A 14,879-nucleotide genomic window follows, 5' to 3' on the forward strand; every position below is an offset into this window, starting at 1 on the left:
CAATGACGTTCACTTATTGTGAATACCTATTGCTGGTGTGCTTTTTTTTATAATAAAAAAGACTACCCTCAAGCAGGGTAGTCTAAAAATTAACAGGATCTCACTATAAAGCGAGAACCTGCTTTGATATCTATTATTCGTTGTCATCATCGTCGTCTGAAGCACTTTCAATATCTTCATTTACACGATCCATAAAGTCTTGTCGAACATCGATTCTATCATCATTAGCGTTATCGTCTGATTCGTCATTAGTTACATCTTCAGCTTCTTCTGTATGAATAGCATTACCAGGTGTTTGGTCATCAATAACTTCTTCAGTTGCTGTCTCGCTAGCATCAGTATCATCTGAGTCTGCTTGATTATCTTCTTCCTCTTTAACTTTAGCTACTGTTGAAACAAATTGGCCTTCGCCTAATCTCATTAGACGTACACCTTGTGCAGCACGACCATTTTGAGAGATATCTTCCACATCTAAGCGAATGATTACACCTGCATTGGTAACAACCATTAAGTCTTCTTCACCAGTAACTGTTGTGATACAAACGATATTACCGTTACGTTCAGTAATTGTTGCTGTTTTAATACCTTTACCACCACGATTAGATAATCGGTATTCATCTACTGGCGTACGTTTACCGTATCCATTTTCAGTAACAACTAGAACTTCATCTTCACTTTCTGCGTGAGCCACGTCTAAACCTACAACCACGTCGCCCTCACGTAGTGTGATACCTTTCACACCTGCTGCTGTACGACCTAAAGGACGTAAGGCAGATTCAGGGAAGCGAATAAGTGATGCGTGCGATGTACCGATAAGTATATCTTCATTACCAGTTGTTAAGCGTACGGCTATCAGTTCATCGTCTTCTTTGAAGCCTATTGCGATTTTACCGTTCTTATTAATACGTGAGAAATTGCTTAACGCTGAACGTTTAACAATACCTCGTTTTGTAGCAAATACAAGGTAATGTTCTTCACTTTCAAGATCTTTAACCGCAATCATCGTACTTATCGTTTCGTCATTCTCAAGTTCTATCGCGTTCACGACTGGGATACCTTTAGATTGACGAGATAACTCAGGAACTTCATAACCTTTGAGTTTATATACACGACCTTTATTCGTGAAGAAGAGCACGTTATCGTGTGTACTTAAAGTAACTAACTGACTCACGAAATCTTCTTCAAGTGTGTTCATACCTTGTACACCACGTCCGCCACGGTTTTGTGAACGATATGTAGAAACAGGTAATCGTTTAATGTAATTATTATGACTTAAAGTAATTACAATTTGTTCTTCTGGGATTAAATCTTCATCTTCAATATCGTCTAATCCACCTAATTGAATTTCAGTACGACGTTCATCTCCAAATCGTTCTTTGATTTCAGAGAGTTCATCACGAACCAATTGTAATAATACTTCTTCATCAGCTAGAATTTCTTCTAATTCTTTAATGTATTCAAGTAATTCATTATATTCAGATTCAATCTTATCGCGTTCTAAACCTGTTAAACGTCTTAAACGCATATCCAAGATAGCTTGTGCTTGACGTTCGGATAGCTTAAAGCGTTCTTGTAAGCTTTCCATCGCGATTTTATCTGTTTCTGATTCACGAATTGTCGTGATAATTTCATCAATATGATCTAGAGCTATTCTTAAACCTTCTAGAATATGCGCACGGTCTTTAGCTTTTCTTAAATTGTACTCAGTGCGTCGTCTTACAACTGTTTTTTGATGCTCTAAGTAGTGAATTAATGCTTCTTTTAAGTTAATTAACTTAGGTCTGCCATTGACTAAGGCAATCATATTTACACCGAATGATGTTTGTAACGGTGTTTGTTTGTATAAGTTGTTAAGAATAACGCTTGCATTCGCATCTTTACGTACGTCAATAACGATTCTAACACCTGTACGTAAACTTGTTTCATCTCGTAAGTCGGTAATACCATCGATTTTTTTATCTCTAACAAGTTCAGCAATTTTCTCAATCATACGTGCTTTATTAACTTGGAATGGTATTTCAGTTACTACGATACGTTGACGTCCACCACCGCGTTCTTCAATCTCTGCACGTGAACGCATTTGGATAGAACCACGACCTGTTTCATATGCACGGCGGATACCACTTTTTCCTAAAATAAGACCTGCAGTCGGAAAGTCAGGACCTTGAATATCTTCCATCAATTCATTGATCGTGATATCAGGATTCTTACTTAAACTTAATACACCATCAATGACTTCTGTTAAATTGTGAGGAGGAATATTAGTAGCCATACCTACGGCAATCCCTGCAGCACCGTTAACTAAAAGATTTGGGAAGCGTGCAGGTAAGACTGACGGCTCTCTTTCATTACCATCATAGTTGTCGATAAAATCAATTGTATCTTTGTTGATATCACGTAAAAGTTCTAACGTAATCTTAGTCATACGTGCTTCGGTATAACGCATTGCTGCTGCGCCATCACCATCCATTGAACCAAAGTTACCTTGACCATCTACTAGAGGATAACGGTAACTGAAGTCTTGTGCCATTCTTACCATGGCTTCGTAAATTGAAGAGTCACCATGAGGGTGATATTTACCCATAACGTCCCCAACAATACGTGCAGATTTCTTATACGGTTTATCTGGTGTCATACCTTGTTCATTCAGACCATATAATATACGACGGTGCACTGGCTTTAAACCATCTCTAACATCAGGTAATGCACGTGACACGATAACACTCATGGCATAGTCTAAGAATGATTCACGCATTTCACTGGTTATATTTCGTTCATTAATTCTTGATTGAGGTAATTCAGCCATCAAGATATCCTCCTTCAAAAGTTCAATTCATAATGCTTAGAAATCTAAGTTGGCGTAAACTGCATTATCTTCTATAAATTGTCTACGATTTTCAACAACATCACCCATTAACATTTCAAATGTTTGGTCTGCATCAATTGCATCTTCAAGTCTTACTTGTAACATTGAACGATGTTCTGGATTCATAGTCGTTTCCCATAATTGGTCTGCATTCATCTCACCAAGACCTTTGTAACGAGAGATTGACCATTTAGGAGTAGGGTTTAATTCAGCTTTAAGCTTGTCTAACTCTCTATCGTTAAATACATAATACTTTTGTTTACCTTGCGTTAATTTGTATAAAGGTGGCTGTGCAATGTAAACATAACCCGCTTCAATTAACGGTCTCATAAAGCGATAGAAGAATGTGAGTAATAGCGTTCTAATATGCGCACCATCAACGTCCGCATCAGTCATGATTACGATTTTATGATAGCGTGCTTTTGAAATATCAAATTCTCCACCAATACCTGTACCAAAAGCAGTAATCATTTGGCGAATTTCATTGTTATTTAGGATACGATCTAAACGTGCTTTTTCCACGTTCAGAATTTTACCTCTTAACGGTAAAATCGCTTGAGTTCTTGAATCACGACCTGATTTTGTAGACCCCCCGGCAGAGTCACCCTCTACTAAGAAAATCTCACTCTCTTCAGGATTTTTACTAGAACAATCTGCTAATTTACCAGGTAAACTTGATACATCTAATGCTGATTTACGACGTGTAACCTCACGTGCTTTTTTAGCTGCTACTCGTGCTCTAGACGCCATGATACCTTTTTCAACGATAATTCGACCTACGGCAGGATGCTCGAATAAGAAACGCTCGAAGTATTCAGCGAATAACTTATCCACTACTTGACGTACTTCAGAGTTACCTAATTTTGTTTTAGTTTGTCCTTCGAATTGAGGATCGCCGTGTTTAATTGAAATAATAGCTGTTAGACCTTCACGTGTATCCTCACCTGAAAGTTTATCTTTGTCTTCTTTAATAATCTTACTTTGAATACCGTAACTATTAAGAATACGTGTTAACGCACGTTTGAAGCCATCTTCGTGCGTACCACCTTCGTACGTATGAATGTTATTGGCATATGTTAATAAGTTAGTCGCATATCCACTGTTATATTGAAGAGCGATTTCAACCTCAATATCATCTTTTGTTTGATGTATGTAGATAGGTTCTTCATGAAGTGGTTCTTTATTTTCATTTAATAATTCTACGTAAGATTTAATACCGCCTTCATAGTGATATGAATCCTCACGGCCTTCCTCTTCACGCTCATCTCTTAACGTAATTTGGATACCTTTGTTTAAGAAAGCAAGTTCGCGTATACGTTGTTGTAATGTTTCATAATTATAAACAGTTGTCTCTGTAAAAATTTCGCCATCAGCTTTAAAACGAATTGCCGTACCTGTTTGATCTGTTTCACCGATTTCTTTTAAGTCAAATTGAGGTACACCTTTTTTATACGCTTGGTGGTAAATAGTATCATTTCTGTACACATATACTTCTAAGTCTTGGGAAAGCGCGTTAACTACTGATGAACCAACACCATGAAGCCCACCTGATACTTTATATCCTCCACCGCCGAATTTACCTCCAGCATGTAATACCGTTAAGATAACTTCGACAGCAGGACGTCCCATTTTCTCCTGAATATCAACTGGAATTCCACGGCCATTGTCAGTAACTTTTATCCAATTGTCTTTCTCAATTACGACTTCTATTTGATTAGCATAACCTGCTAATGCTTCGTCAATACTATTATCAACAATTTCCCATACTAAATGGTGCAAGCCTCTTTCAGAAGTTGAACCAATATACATACCTGGTCTTTTACGCACCGCTTCAAGACCTTCTAATACTTGTATCTGTCTAGCACCATAATTATCTGTGTTGTTTACATCTGACAATGTATTCACCATCACTTTCTTATTACTTTAGTAATTCGCCTTGACTTATACGGTATAACTTTGCATTATTCATAATTTCATGGTCTATACCGTCAACAGAGGTTGTAGTCACAAATGTCTGTACTTTATGTTGGATTGTACTTAGAAGATGCGTTTGACGTGAATCATCAAGTTCACTGAGTACATCGTCCAGTAATAATATTGGATACTCTCCAACTTCAATGTTCATTAATTCAATCTCTGCCAATTTGATCGACAATGCTGTAGTTCTTTGTTGTCCTTGTGATCCATATGTTTGTGCATCCATGCCATTAACATTGAATCCTAAATCATCTCGATGTGGTCCATAAAGACACACACCTCTTTCTTTCTCTCTTTGAAGGTTATCGTTTAATAATTCGATGACCTCCTCGAGCAATTCTGACTCTTCCTTTTCATAATCACTTAACTTTAAACTTGGTAAATATTTAAGTCCTAACTTCTCACGCTCATTCGTAATCCCTGAATGAATCGGTTGCGCAAGTTCTTCCAGTTCTTTTATAAAATGCTCACGACGTAACGTTACCTTTAAAGCATATTGAGCAAATTGTTGATTTAACACTTCTAACATTGTCGTATCTGTCTTCTGCCCAATTTGTAATTGCTTCAAATAGTTATTCTTTTGCTTAAGAATACGTTGGTATTGAGCTAAATCATTTAAGTAAACGGCTGAAATTTGTCCTAACTCCATGTCTATGAAACGTCGTCGTATCTGTGGTGAACCTTTAACAATATTCAAATCTTCCGGAGCAAATAAAACGACATTCAAGTGTCCCACATATTGAGTCAGTTTACTTTGTTCAAGGTGATTGACTTTAACTTGTTTACCTTTTTTAGTTATAAACATTGTAAGTGGCATTGTGCCATGTCTATAACTCAGCTCACCTTCTATTTTAGCATAGTCAGCCTTAAAACGTATGAGTTCCTTATCATTCGAAGTACGATGACTTTTAGCTAGCGCTAGCGTATAAATTGATTCAAGTAAATTTGTCTTTCCTTGCGCGTTTTCTCCTATGAGGATATTCACTTCAGGATGACAATCTAATGTAACCTCTTCATAGTTACGATAATTCTCTAATTGGAGTGTATTAAGTTTCATTGTTCACCTTGATGGATGATTAGAAAAGAACCAGTATCTTCAGGTAATTCTGTGATATCAATTCGGTCGTTATGTTCTAATTTCTTCCCGCGACGTGTCTCACGTTGGCCGTTTATTAAAACTTCGAAATCTTGAAGGAACCATTTAGCTTGTCCACCAGATTCAATAATGCCTTCAGTTTTAAGAAATTGACCTAAAGTTATGTTTCCTTCTACAACAACTTCTTGAACCAAAATTATCACTCCATTTCTTTATGTGTCATTAATATATTATACCTTTTTTTGCCTTAGATTTCATTTAAAATAAAGAATGAAATCGTTTACTTTGATATATATTTTTATTTTTCAAAATCTGCAATCTACTTGGTAAATTTTTTTAGTTTTAAGAGACATCATATTTTAATTGTGTATGCTTCTATAATTTAAATTTAAAGGGGTATTTTACTTAATTTTAACAAATAGGAGGTTTACCCTTAAAAATTTACTGATGTTTCTTAAAATGCCTCTCATTATCTTTAAAATGAATTTAAAGTAACTAAAAAGAGATTGTCTAAGTGACAATCTCTAAACTCATTATAGCATTATTAAATTTTTATGTTTTAATTCTTAAAGTCTAACTAATAAGTTCTAATTGGTAAAATCAATTGAGTTACTGAATCGTCATCTTTCGGTTTCAAAATAAATGGTTTCATTGTTCCAAAGAATTCTACTTCAACTTCATCATTATCGATGGCTTTTAGAGCATCCATCATGTATTTAGAGTTGAATGAAATTTTTAAGTTTCCACCTTCAACATCATTTGCAGTTACTTCTTCTTTTACTGTACCAATTTCTGGTGATGTTGATGATAATTCTACTAACTCATTTCCAGTGCTCAATTTAATAACATTATTTCCACCTTCACGTGCTAAAAGAGATGCACGATCGATAGCATGATAGAAATCACCGTTATTGATGCCTAACTTAATTTCATAGTTTTCTGGGAATAAACGCGTTGTATCTGGATAATGACCTTCAAGTAAACGAGAGATAAAGTTAACGTTTCCTACTCTAAATAGAACTTGGTTTGATGCAAAGAAGATATCAATATCTTCGTCACTATCACTCATAATTTTATTTAATTCTGATAAAGCTTTACCTGGAATGATGACATTTTTATTTTCAGAAGTATCTTCCAATTGTAACTTTCTTACAGCCAAGCGGTGTGAGTCAGTAGCAGTGCATATTAATTCATTATCTTGTATAAGCCAGTTCACACCAGTTAACACTGGGCGTGTTTCTGAGGTGGACACTGCAAAATTTGTTTGAGCAATGATGTTTTTAAGCACTTTAACTGATAATTGAATTGCGTCATCTCTTGATACTTCAGGTAATAATGGATATTGATCTGGATCTAATCCACTTAAGTTAAATTCTGAATGTCCTGAAGTAATCAATGTTTGGAACTGTTCATTTGTAGATAATTTAACATCTTTACCAGGTAACTTTTTGATGATATCTACGAAGAAACGACCAGGGAGTACTACTGATCCTGTTTCTGAGATTTCAACGATGTCCTCACCGTCAACTTGTTTAGGAATTGTAATTTCAATTGAGATTTCTGAATCTGAACCAGTTAAAATCACTTCATTATCTTTAGCATCAATTTTGATACCAGTTAAAATTGGTAATGTTGTTCTAGGTGAAATTGCTTTTAATGTGTCATTAAGTTGATTAATAAAATAATCTCTTTTAATTGTGAATTCCATCATTAATTTCTAAACTCCTTCCAGTCGTTTATATATAATTATATAGGTTTTAAATTCATAGTAATAGTAGTAGGGACTGTGGATTGGTGGATAAGTCCATAAATGTCCGAAATAGAAAAGTTATGCACATGTGGATAAACTGTGTATGCTGTGTACTACTTTTAAACATTATCCACAATCCTTTGCTTTATCCACTTCTTAACTCTCATATTTTGAGAAAATTATTTACTTCATTTTCATTGTAATTATTCCCGAAATTTATCTTTTTAAATCTGGTTGCTTAGAGTATAAGACTTATCTTGTTATTTCCCGTTACTGATTTCTAATTTCTTTTTCTAAGTTTTCGATTTCTTGTTTAAAAGTAGGATCTGCTTTGATGTCGTTAGCTATCTTTTCATGTGCATGAATGACAGTGGTATGATCTCGTCCACCAAATTCTTCTCCAATTTTTGGTAGTGAGAAATCAGTCAATTCACGGGATAGATACATGGCAATTTGACGCGGATAAGCAATAGATTTAGTACGTTTTTTAGCACTGAAATCCTCAATACGTACACTATAATATTGACCAACGACTTTTTGAATATCTTGAATTGTAATTTTTTTGGATTTAGGTGCTTGAATAATATCTTTTAGAGCTTCAGCAGCTAATTCTGTAGTTATCGGTTTGCCTTGAAGTTTGGAATAAGCTAAAAGTCTAGTGAGTGCACCTTCAAGTTCACGAATATTTGACTGGATTTGATTGGCAATATAATTAAGTGCTTCTGGTGGTATATCAAGGTTTTCTTCTTCAATTTTCTTTTGTAATATCGCCATTCTTGTCTCGTAATCAGGTGGTGTAATGTCAACGATTAATCCCCACTCGAAACGTGAACGTAATCGATCTTCTAATTTAGCAATTTCTTTAGGTGGACGATCACTTGAAATAACTATTTGCTTATTGTTCTGATGTAATTCATTAAATGTATGGAAGAATTCTTCTTGCGTCTGTTCTTTATTTTGAATGAATTGAATATCATCTATAAGTAATACATCGATGTTTCGATACTTCTCACGGAAAGCTTCAGTCTCATTATCACGAATAGATTTGATAAATTCGTTAGTAAATTTCTCACTAGATGTGTAAATCACTTTAGCACTAGGTTGATTACTAAGAACATGATGGCCAATCGCATGCATCAAGTGTGTTTTACCTAAACCTACGCCCCCATAAATGAATAATGGGTTATAAGCTTCAGCTGGTGCTTCAGCTACAGCTAAACTTGCAGCATGTGGGAAGCGGTTCCCTGGACCAATAACAAATGTATCGAATGTGTTATGAATATTAAATTGTTCTTTACCACCATCATTATCTTCAATTGTAGATGTTGACGTTTGTGGTTCTTGAGGTTTATTAGATGCACCATTGTTATAGTCGGCGAGTTCATCTTCAGTAATAAATAGCGGTTTCACTTCATAACCAATGACATCATATATAATAGCTTGCATTATTTCAGAGTATTTTTGATTAAGCCAATTCGCATTAAAAGATAGGCTCGTTAAAATAATGGCTTCGTCATTTTTAAGTGAATAGAGTTGAGTATCTTTAATAAACGTATGATAACTGGTATGTGAAATTCTTTCTTGAGCAAGTTCTAAAACTTTGTCCCAAATTTCTTTCTCTGACATAAAAACTCCATCTTTCTTAAAATTTTTGACTTATACACATAAATAACATTAGTGGATAAAAATAATCACAGCATGTTAATAATTATCCACAAGTTAATCACATATAGTGGATAACTATCACAATACTATGATTTATTCACAGTAATTATGTATAAAAGTTTAATAAATAAATCCTTATAAAATCATTGATTGAACGACTTATCCACATAATTATACTTTTTAACTTAGACAGATGTCAAATGACTGTGAATATGTTCTTAAATTTGGCATAACTATGTGTATGAACTCTATTTTATCCACAGAAATAAGCAATAGTTTTGTGAATAAGTGGATAACTTTATATAATCTTCATTATTTCTTAACAATCGTTTGGGAAATAATTTATAACACATGTATGAAAAATGTATAACTAATATAAAGTTCTTGAGCTGCAAGAATCGTAATGATTTAAAACTGAAAATTTAATTGAAAGATATGCTATACATCATAAAATCATCTTGCTTTATAAAAGGGATTTTGTTATATTGTAGTAGTTGCTTGAATTATGACTAGATAATAATGAGCTAAGTAAGAAATTTCTTAATAGCAGACACAATAAGAGAGCAATTGCTCAAATGAAGTATGTTAGTACTATAGGCTGCAACATACTTTGATAATTTATCTATGTATATGAGCCAGTTTCAAGGTATGAAATTGGAAATATTAGATAATTGAATACAGATGGAGGTGTTTTGCATGGTAAAACGTACTTATCAACCAAATAAACGTAAACATAGTAAAGTTCATGGTTTCAGAAAACGCATGAGCACTAAAAATGGCCGTAAAGTTTTAGCGCGTCGTCGTCGTAAAGGCCGTAAAGTTTTATCAGCATAAGATCACTGACTCATCAGTGGTCTTTTTTTTCGTTTTAATTAGGAAAAAAGATTCATTTGAAATATAAACATTCATATAATGGATAATTGAATAAGCGAGTGATGTTATGTGGAAAAAGCATATCGTATAAAGAAAAATTCAGATTTCCAAACTATTTATAAAAAAGGTAAATCTGTAGCGAATAGACAATTTGTGGTTTATACCTATAATAATAGTGAAAATAAACATTTTCGCTTAGGTATTAGTGTTTCTAAGAAATTGGGTAATGCTGTAACTAGAAATAGAATTAAAAGAGCTATTAGAGAAAATTTTAAAGTTCACAAAGAAGATATTATAGCTAAAGATATTGTTGTTATTGCGAGGCATCCAGCTAGAGATATGACAACTTTAGAAATTCAAGGTAGTTTAGAACATGTACTTAAAATAGCTAAGGTATTTAATAAAAAGATAAAGTAGGGTAGGGGATATGCTCTAAATAAGACTAACCGAAGTCTTACCTCAGACAAACGTAAGCCTAACTCGAATACTTTAAAAACACTATATTAGCTTTTTATAGAGAAACAATTTACAATGTTATAATGAAATTTTACTTGAATAAGGAGGCGAGACTCTTATGGATTTTGATACGATTACTAGTATTTCAACACCTATGGGCGAAGGAGCTATCGGTATTGTCCGTTTATCAGGCCCACAAGCCATTGAAATAGGAGATACCCTTTATAAAGGAAAGAAAAAATTATCTGAAGTAGATACACATACGATTAACTATGGTCATATTATTGATCCAGAAACTAATGAAACTGTCGAAGAAGTGATGATATCTGTGCTACGTGCACCAAAAACATTTACTAGAGAAGATATCATTGAAATTAATTGTCACGGTGGAATTTTAACAATTAATCGCATACTGGAATTAACTATGACGTATGGTGCACGTATGGCTGAACCAGGTGAATATACGAAGCGTGCTTTCTTAAATGGTCGTATTGATTTATCTCAAGCAGAGGCAGTTATGGATTTCATACGCTCTAAAACTGATCGCGCCTCTAAAGTAGCAATGAATCAAATTGAAGGTCGTTTAAGTGACCTTATTAAAAAACAACGTCAATCCATATTGGAGATTCTCGCTCAAGTAGAAGTTAATATTGATTACCCTGAATATGATGACGTTGAAGATGCCACAACTGAGTTTTTACTTGAACAGTCTAAGAATATTAAAGAAGAAATTAATCGACTGCTTGAAACAGGTACTCAAGGTAAGATAATGCGTGAAGGATTATCAACCGTTATCGTTGGTCGTCCTAATGTAGGTAAATCTTCAATGTTAAATAATCTTATTCAAGATAATAAAGCGATCGTTACTGAAGTAGCTGGTACGACTAGAGACGTTTTAGAAGAATATGTCAATGTACGAGGGGTACCATTACGATTAGTTGATACAGCAGGTATACGTGATACAGAAGATATTGTAGAAAAGATTGGTGTCGAACGTTCACGTAAAGCATTAAGTGAAGCGGATCTAATCTTATTTGTTCTTAACAATAATGAACCTCTAACAGAAGACGATCAAACATTGTATGAAGTTGTGAAGAACGAAGACGTTATTGTAATTATTAATAAAACAGATTTAGAACCACGTTTAGATATAGATGAAGTTAAAGAAATGATTGGTGACATGCCATTAATCCAAACTTCTATGTTAAAACAAGAAGGTATAGATGAATTAGAAATTCAAATTAGAGATTTATTCTTCGGTGGAGAAGTTCAAAATCAGGATATGACATATGTATCTAACTCACGTCATATTTCTTTATTAAAACAAGCTAGACATTCAATTCAAGATGCGATAGATGCTGCTGAATCTGGTGTGCCTATGGATATGGTTCAAATTGATTTAACGCGTACTTGGGAAATACTTGGTGAAATCATTGGAGAATCAGCGAGCGATGAGTTAATTGATCAACTGTTTAGTCAATTCTGTTTAGGTAAATAATGATATTTAATATTTAAGGAATAAGACGGTAGGGTGTCTTCATTTTCCGGAAAAGTTTTTAAGAATATAAGGAGGTAAAAAAGTGGTTCAAGAGTATGATGTAATTGTCATTGGAGCTGGTCATGCAGGAATTGAAGCGGGCTTAGCTTCAGCAAGACGTGGTGCGAAAACGTTAATGTTAACAATTAATTTAGATAATATTGCCTTTATGCCATGTAATCCATCCGTTGGTGGCCCTGCAAAAGGTATTGTAGTGCGTGAAATCGATGCGTTAGGTGGACAAATGGCTAAAACGATTGATAAAACACATATCCAAATGCGTATGTTGAATACTGGTAAAGGGCCGGCTGTAAGAGCATTACGTGCACAAGCAGATAAAGTGTTATATCAACAAGAAATGAAACGTGTAATCGAGGACGAAGATAACTTAGATATTATGCAAGGCATGGTGGATGAGTTAATTATTGAAGATAATGAAGTGAAAGGTGTACGTACGAATATTGGAACAGAATACCTCTCTAAAGCAGTAGTTGTTACAACAGGTACGTTCTTACGTGGTGAAATCATCTTAGGTAACATGAAATACTCTAGTGGTCCAAACCATCAATTACCTTCTATCACTTTAGCTGACAACTTGAGACAACTTGGATTTGATGTAGTTCGATTCAAGACAGGTACGCCTCCACGTGTGAATGCTAAAACAATCGACTATTCTAAAACTGAAATTCAACCCGGTGATGATGTAGGTCGTGCATTTAGTTATGAAACGACTGAATATATTTTAGATCAATTACCTTGTTGGTTAACATATACAAATGGTGAAACACACAAAGTGATTGATGATAATCTTCATTTATCTGCGATGTATTCAGGTATGATTAAAGGTACTGGTCCTAGATATTGTCCATCAATTGAAGATAAATTTGTTCGTTTTAACGATAAACCTAGACATCAACTTTTCTTAGAGCCTGAAGGTCGTAATACGAATGAAGTGTATGTACAAGGTTTATCTACAAGTCTTCCTGAACATGTTCAACGTCAAATGTTAGAGACAATTCCTGGTCTTGAAAAGGCAGACATGATGCGCGCAGGTTATGCAATCGAATATGATGCGATTGTGCCTACACAGTTATGGCCAACCCTTGAAACAAAATCAATTAAGAACTTATATACTGCAGGTCAAATTAATGGTACGTCAGGGTACGAAGAAGCGGCAGGACAAGGTATCATGGCAGGTATTAACGCAGCAGGTAAAGTGCTAGGTACTGGAGAGAAAATCTTAAGTCGTTCTGATGCATATATCGGTGTATTAATTGATGACTTAGTGACTAAAGGAACTAATGAACCATATAGATTATTAACTTCTCGTGCTGAATATCGTTTATTACTACGTCATGATAATGCAGATTTACGTTTAACTGATGTAGGTTATGAGTTAGGCATGATTTCTGAAGAACGCTACGCACGCTTTAATGAGAAACGTCAACAAATTCAAAATGAAATTCAACGCTTAACTGACATTCGTATTAAACCAAACGATCACACTCAATCTGTTATCGAGTCAAAAGGTGGCTCACGCTTGAAAGATGGTATCTTAGCAATTGATTTATTACGTCGTCCTGAGATGACTTATGATACGATTTTAGAGATTCTAGAAGAAGACCACCAACTACCTGATGCAGTTGAAGAACAAGTTGAAATACAAACGAAATATGAAGGTTATATCAATAAATCTTTACAACAAGTTGAAAAAGTAAAACGTATGGAAGAGAAGAAAATTCCTGAAGACTTGGATTATAGTAAAGTAGATAGTTTAGCTTCTGAAGCTAGAGAAAAATTAGCAGAAGTAAAACCATTAAATATTGCACAAGCTTCACGTATATCTGGTGTAAATCCAGCAGATATCTCAATTTTACTTGTCTATTTAGAACAAGGGAAACTTCAAAGGGTGAATCAATAATGAGTGTAGAATGGCTATCTAAGAATTTAAGTGAACATGGCATTGAATTGTCTGAAACGCAAAAAGAACAATTCCAAACGTACTATCAATTACTTGTTGAGTGGAATGAAAAGATGAACTTAACAAGTATCACGGAAGAACATGATGTATATTTAAAACACTTCTTTGATTCAATTACACCTAGCTTCTATTATGACTTCGATGGAGAATTATGCATTTGTGATGTTGGAGCTGGTGCAGGATTTCCAAGTATTCCTTTGAAAATAGTTTTTCCTGAATTGAAGGTAACGATTGTGGATTCACTTAATAAACGAATTCAATTTCTCAATCACTTAGCCGCAGAGTTAGGTCTCCAAGATGTCAGTTTTGTGCATGATCGTGCGGAATCTTATGGTAAGGGAGCCTACAGGGAGTCTTATGATATCGTTACAGCACGTGCAGTTGCACGTCTTACTGTACTGAGTGAATTGTGCTTACCTTTAGTTAAAAAAGGTGGCCAATTTATCGCACTTAAGTCATCTAAAGGCGAAGAGGAATTGCAAGAAGCGAACTTTGCTATTAATATTTTAGGTGGAAACGTGAAAGAAACATTTTCATTTGAATTGCCTGAGGATGCTGGTGAAAGACAAATGATAGTGATTGATAAACGTAGACAGACTTCTAAGAAATACCCAAGGAAACCAGGTACGCCAAACAAATCTCCACTACTTGAGAGCTAAGAAGAGACATACTATATAA

At 34.6% G+C, this 14,879-nt stretch carries 11 protein-coding genes; 5 read left to right on the forward strand and 6 right to left on the reverse strand.

Annotated elements, in window-relative coordinates:
* Positions 1–133: 133 nt before the first annotated feature.
* The 6 genes from gyrA to dnaA all read right to left on the reverse strand — a co-directional run bounded on the left by gyrA (position 134) and on the right by dnaA (position 9,315).
* Positions 134–2,806, reverse strand: a complete 2,673-nt coding sequence (gene gyrA / locus MHI13_RS22070; RefSeq protein ID WP_002434154.1) for a DNA gyrase subunit A — start codon at positions 2,804–2,806, stop codon at positions 134–136.
* Positions 2,807–2,842: 36 nt separating this feature from the next.
* On the reverse strand, positions 2,843–4,774 hold the full coding sequence (gene gyrB / locus MHI13_RS22075; protein WP_064210492.1) for a DNA topoisomerase (ATP-hydrolyzing) subunit B: 1,932 nt from the start codon (positions 4,772–4,774) through the stop codon (positions 2,843–2,845).
* Positions 4,775–4,784: 10 nt separating this feature from the next.
* Positions 4,785–5,900: a DNA replication/repair protein RecF gene (recF, locus tag MHI13_RS22080; RefSeq protein ID WP_002454367.1), complete on the reverse strand. Its 1,116-nt coding sequence runs from the start codon at positions 5,898–5,900 to the stop codon at positions 4,785–4,787.
* Positions 5,897–6,142 (reverse strand): S4 domain-containing protein YaaA, encoded by a 246-nt coding sequence (gene yaaA, locus MHI13_RS22085; protein ID WP_002454368.1) that lies wholly within the window; start codon positions 6,140–6,142, stop codon positions 5,897–5,899. The genes recF and yaaA overlap by 4 nt, the downstream gene beginning before the upstream one ends.
* Positions 6,143–6,516: 374 nt before the next feature.
* Positions 6,517–7,650: a DNA polymerase III subunit beta gene (gene dnaN / locus MHI13_RS22090; protein ID WP_002434447.1), complete on the reverse strand. Its 1,134-nt coding sequence runs from the start codon at positions 7,648–7,650 to the stop codon at positions 6,517–6,519.
* Between the two features lie 309 nt (positions 7,651–7,959).
* A complete protein-coding gene (gene dnaA / locus MHI13_RS22095) occupies positions 7,960–9,315 on the reverse strand; it encodes a chromosomal replication initiator protein DnaA (RefSeq protein ID WP_064210493.1) in 1,356 nt (451 codons plus the stop codon).
* 735 nt (positions 9,316–10,050) lie between these two features.
* Here dnaA and rpmH point away from each other — a divergent pair.
* The 5 genes from rpmH to rsmG all read left to right on the forward strand — a co-directional run bounded on the left by rpmH (position 10,051) and on the right by rsmG (position 14,860).
* Entirely contained in the window at positions 10,051–10,188 is a 138-nt protein-coding gene (gene rpmH / locus MHI13_RS22100) for a 50S ribosomal protein L34 (RefSeq protein ID WP_000240855.1), read from the forward strand.
* Positions 10,189–10,296: 108 nt separating this feature from the next.
* Positions 10,297–10,644 (forward strand): ribonuclease P protein component, encoded by a 348-nt coding sequence (gene rnpA, locus MHI13_RS22105; RefSeq protein WP_002434022.1) that lies wholly within the window; start codon positions 10,297–10,299, stop codon positions 10,642–10,644.
* Positions 10,645–10,801: 157 nt separating this feature from the next.
* Positions 10,802–12,181 (forward strand): tRNA uridine-5-carboxymethylaminomethyl(34) synthesis GTPase MnmE, encoded by a 1,380-nt coding sequence (gene mnmE / locus MHI13_RS22110; RefSeq protein ID WP_002434464.1) that lies wholly within the window; start codon positions 10,802–10,804, stop codon positions 12,179–12,181.
* A gap of 82 nt (positions 12,182–12,263) precedes the next feature.
* On the forward strand, positions 12,264–14,141 hold the full coding sequence (gene mnmG, locus MHI13_RS22115; protein WP_002434136.1) for a tRNA uridine-5-carboxymethylaminomethyl(34) synthesis enzyme MnmG: 1,878 nt from the start codon (positions 12,264–12,266) through the stop codon (positions 14,139–14,141).
* Positions 14,141–14,860, forward strand: a complete 720-nt coding sequence (gene rsmG, locus MHI13_RS22120) for a 16S rRNA (guanine(527)-N(7))-methyltransferase RsmG (protein WP_002434584.1) — start codon at positions 14,141–14,143, stop codon at positions 14,858–14,860. Before mnmG ends, rsmG begins: the two co-directional genes overlap by 1 nt.
* Positions 14,861–14,879: the final 19 nt, after the last annotated feature.

The sequence above is a fragment of the Staphylococcus sp. FSL K6-0223 genome, assembly GCF_038008285.1.

Bases quoted from the DNA above. Each gene is read 5' to 3' on its own strand.
- gyrA (WP_002434154.1), bottom strand. From the start codon at position 2,806: ATGGCTGAATTACCTCAATCAAGAATTAATGAACGAAATATAACCAGT.
- gyrB (WP_064210492.1), bottom strand. From the start codon at position 4,774: ATGGTGAATACATTGTCAGATGTAAACAACACAGATAATTATGGTGCT.
- recF (WP_002454367.1), bottom strand. From the start codon at position 5,900: ATGAAACTTAATACACTCCAATTAGAGAATTATCGTAACTATGAAGAG.
- dnaN (WP_002434447.1), bottom strand. From the start codon at position 7,650: ATGATGGAATTCACAATTAAAAGAGATTATTTTATTAATCAACTTAAT.
- dnaA (WP_064210493.1), bottom strand. From the start codon at position 9,315: ATGTCAGAGAAAGAAATTTGGGACAAAGTTTTAGAACTTGCTCAAGAA.
- rpmH (WP_000240855.1), top strand. From the start codon at position 10,051: ATGGTAAAACGTACTTATCAACCAAATAAACGTAAACATAGTAAAGTT.
- mnmE (WP_002434464.1), top strand. From the start codon at position 10,802: ATGGATTTTGATACGATTACTAGTATTTCAACACCTATGGGCGAAGGA.
- rsmG (WP_002434584.1), top strand. From the start codon at position 14,141: ATGAGTGTAGAATGGCTATCTAAGAATTTAAGTGAACATGGCATTGAA.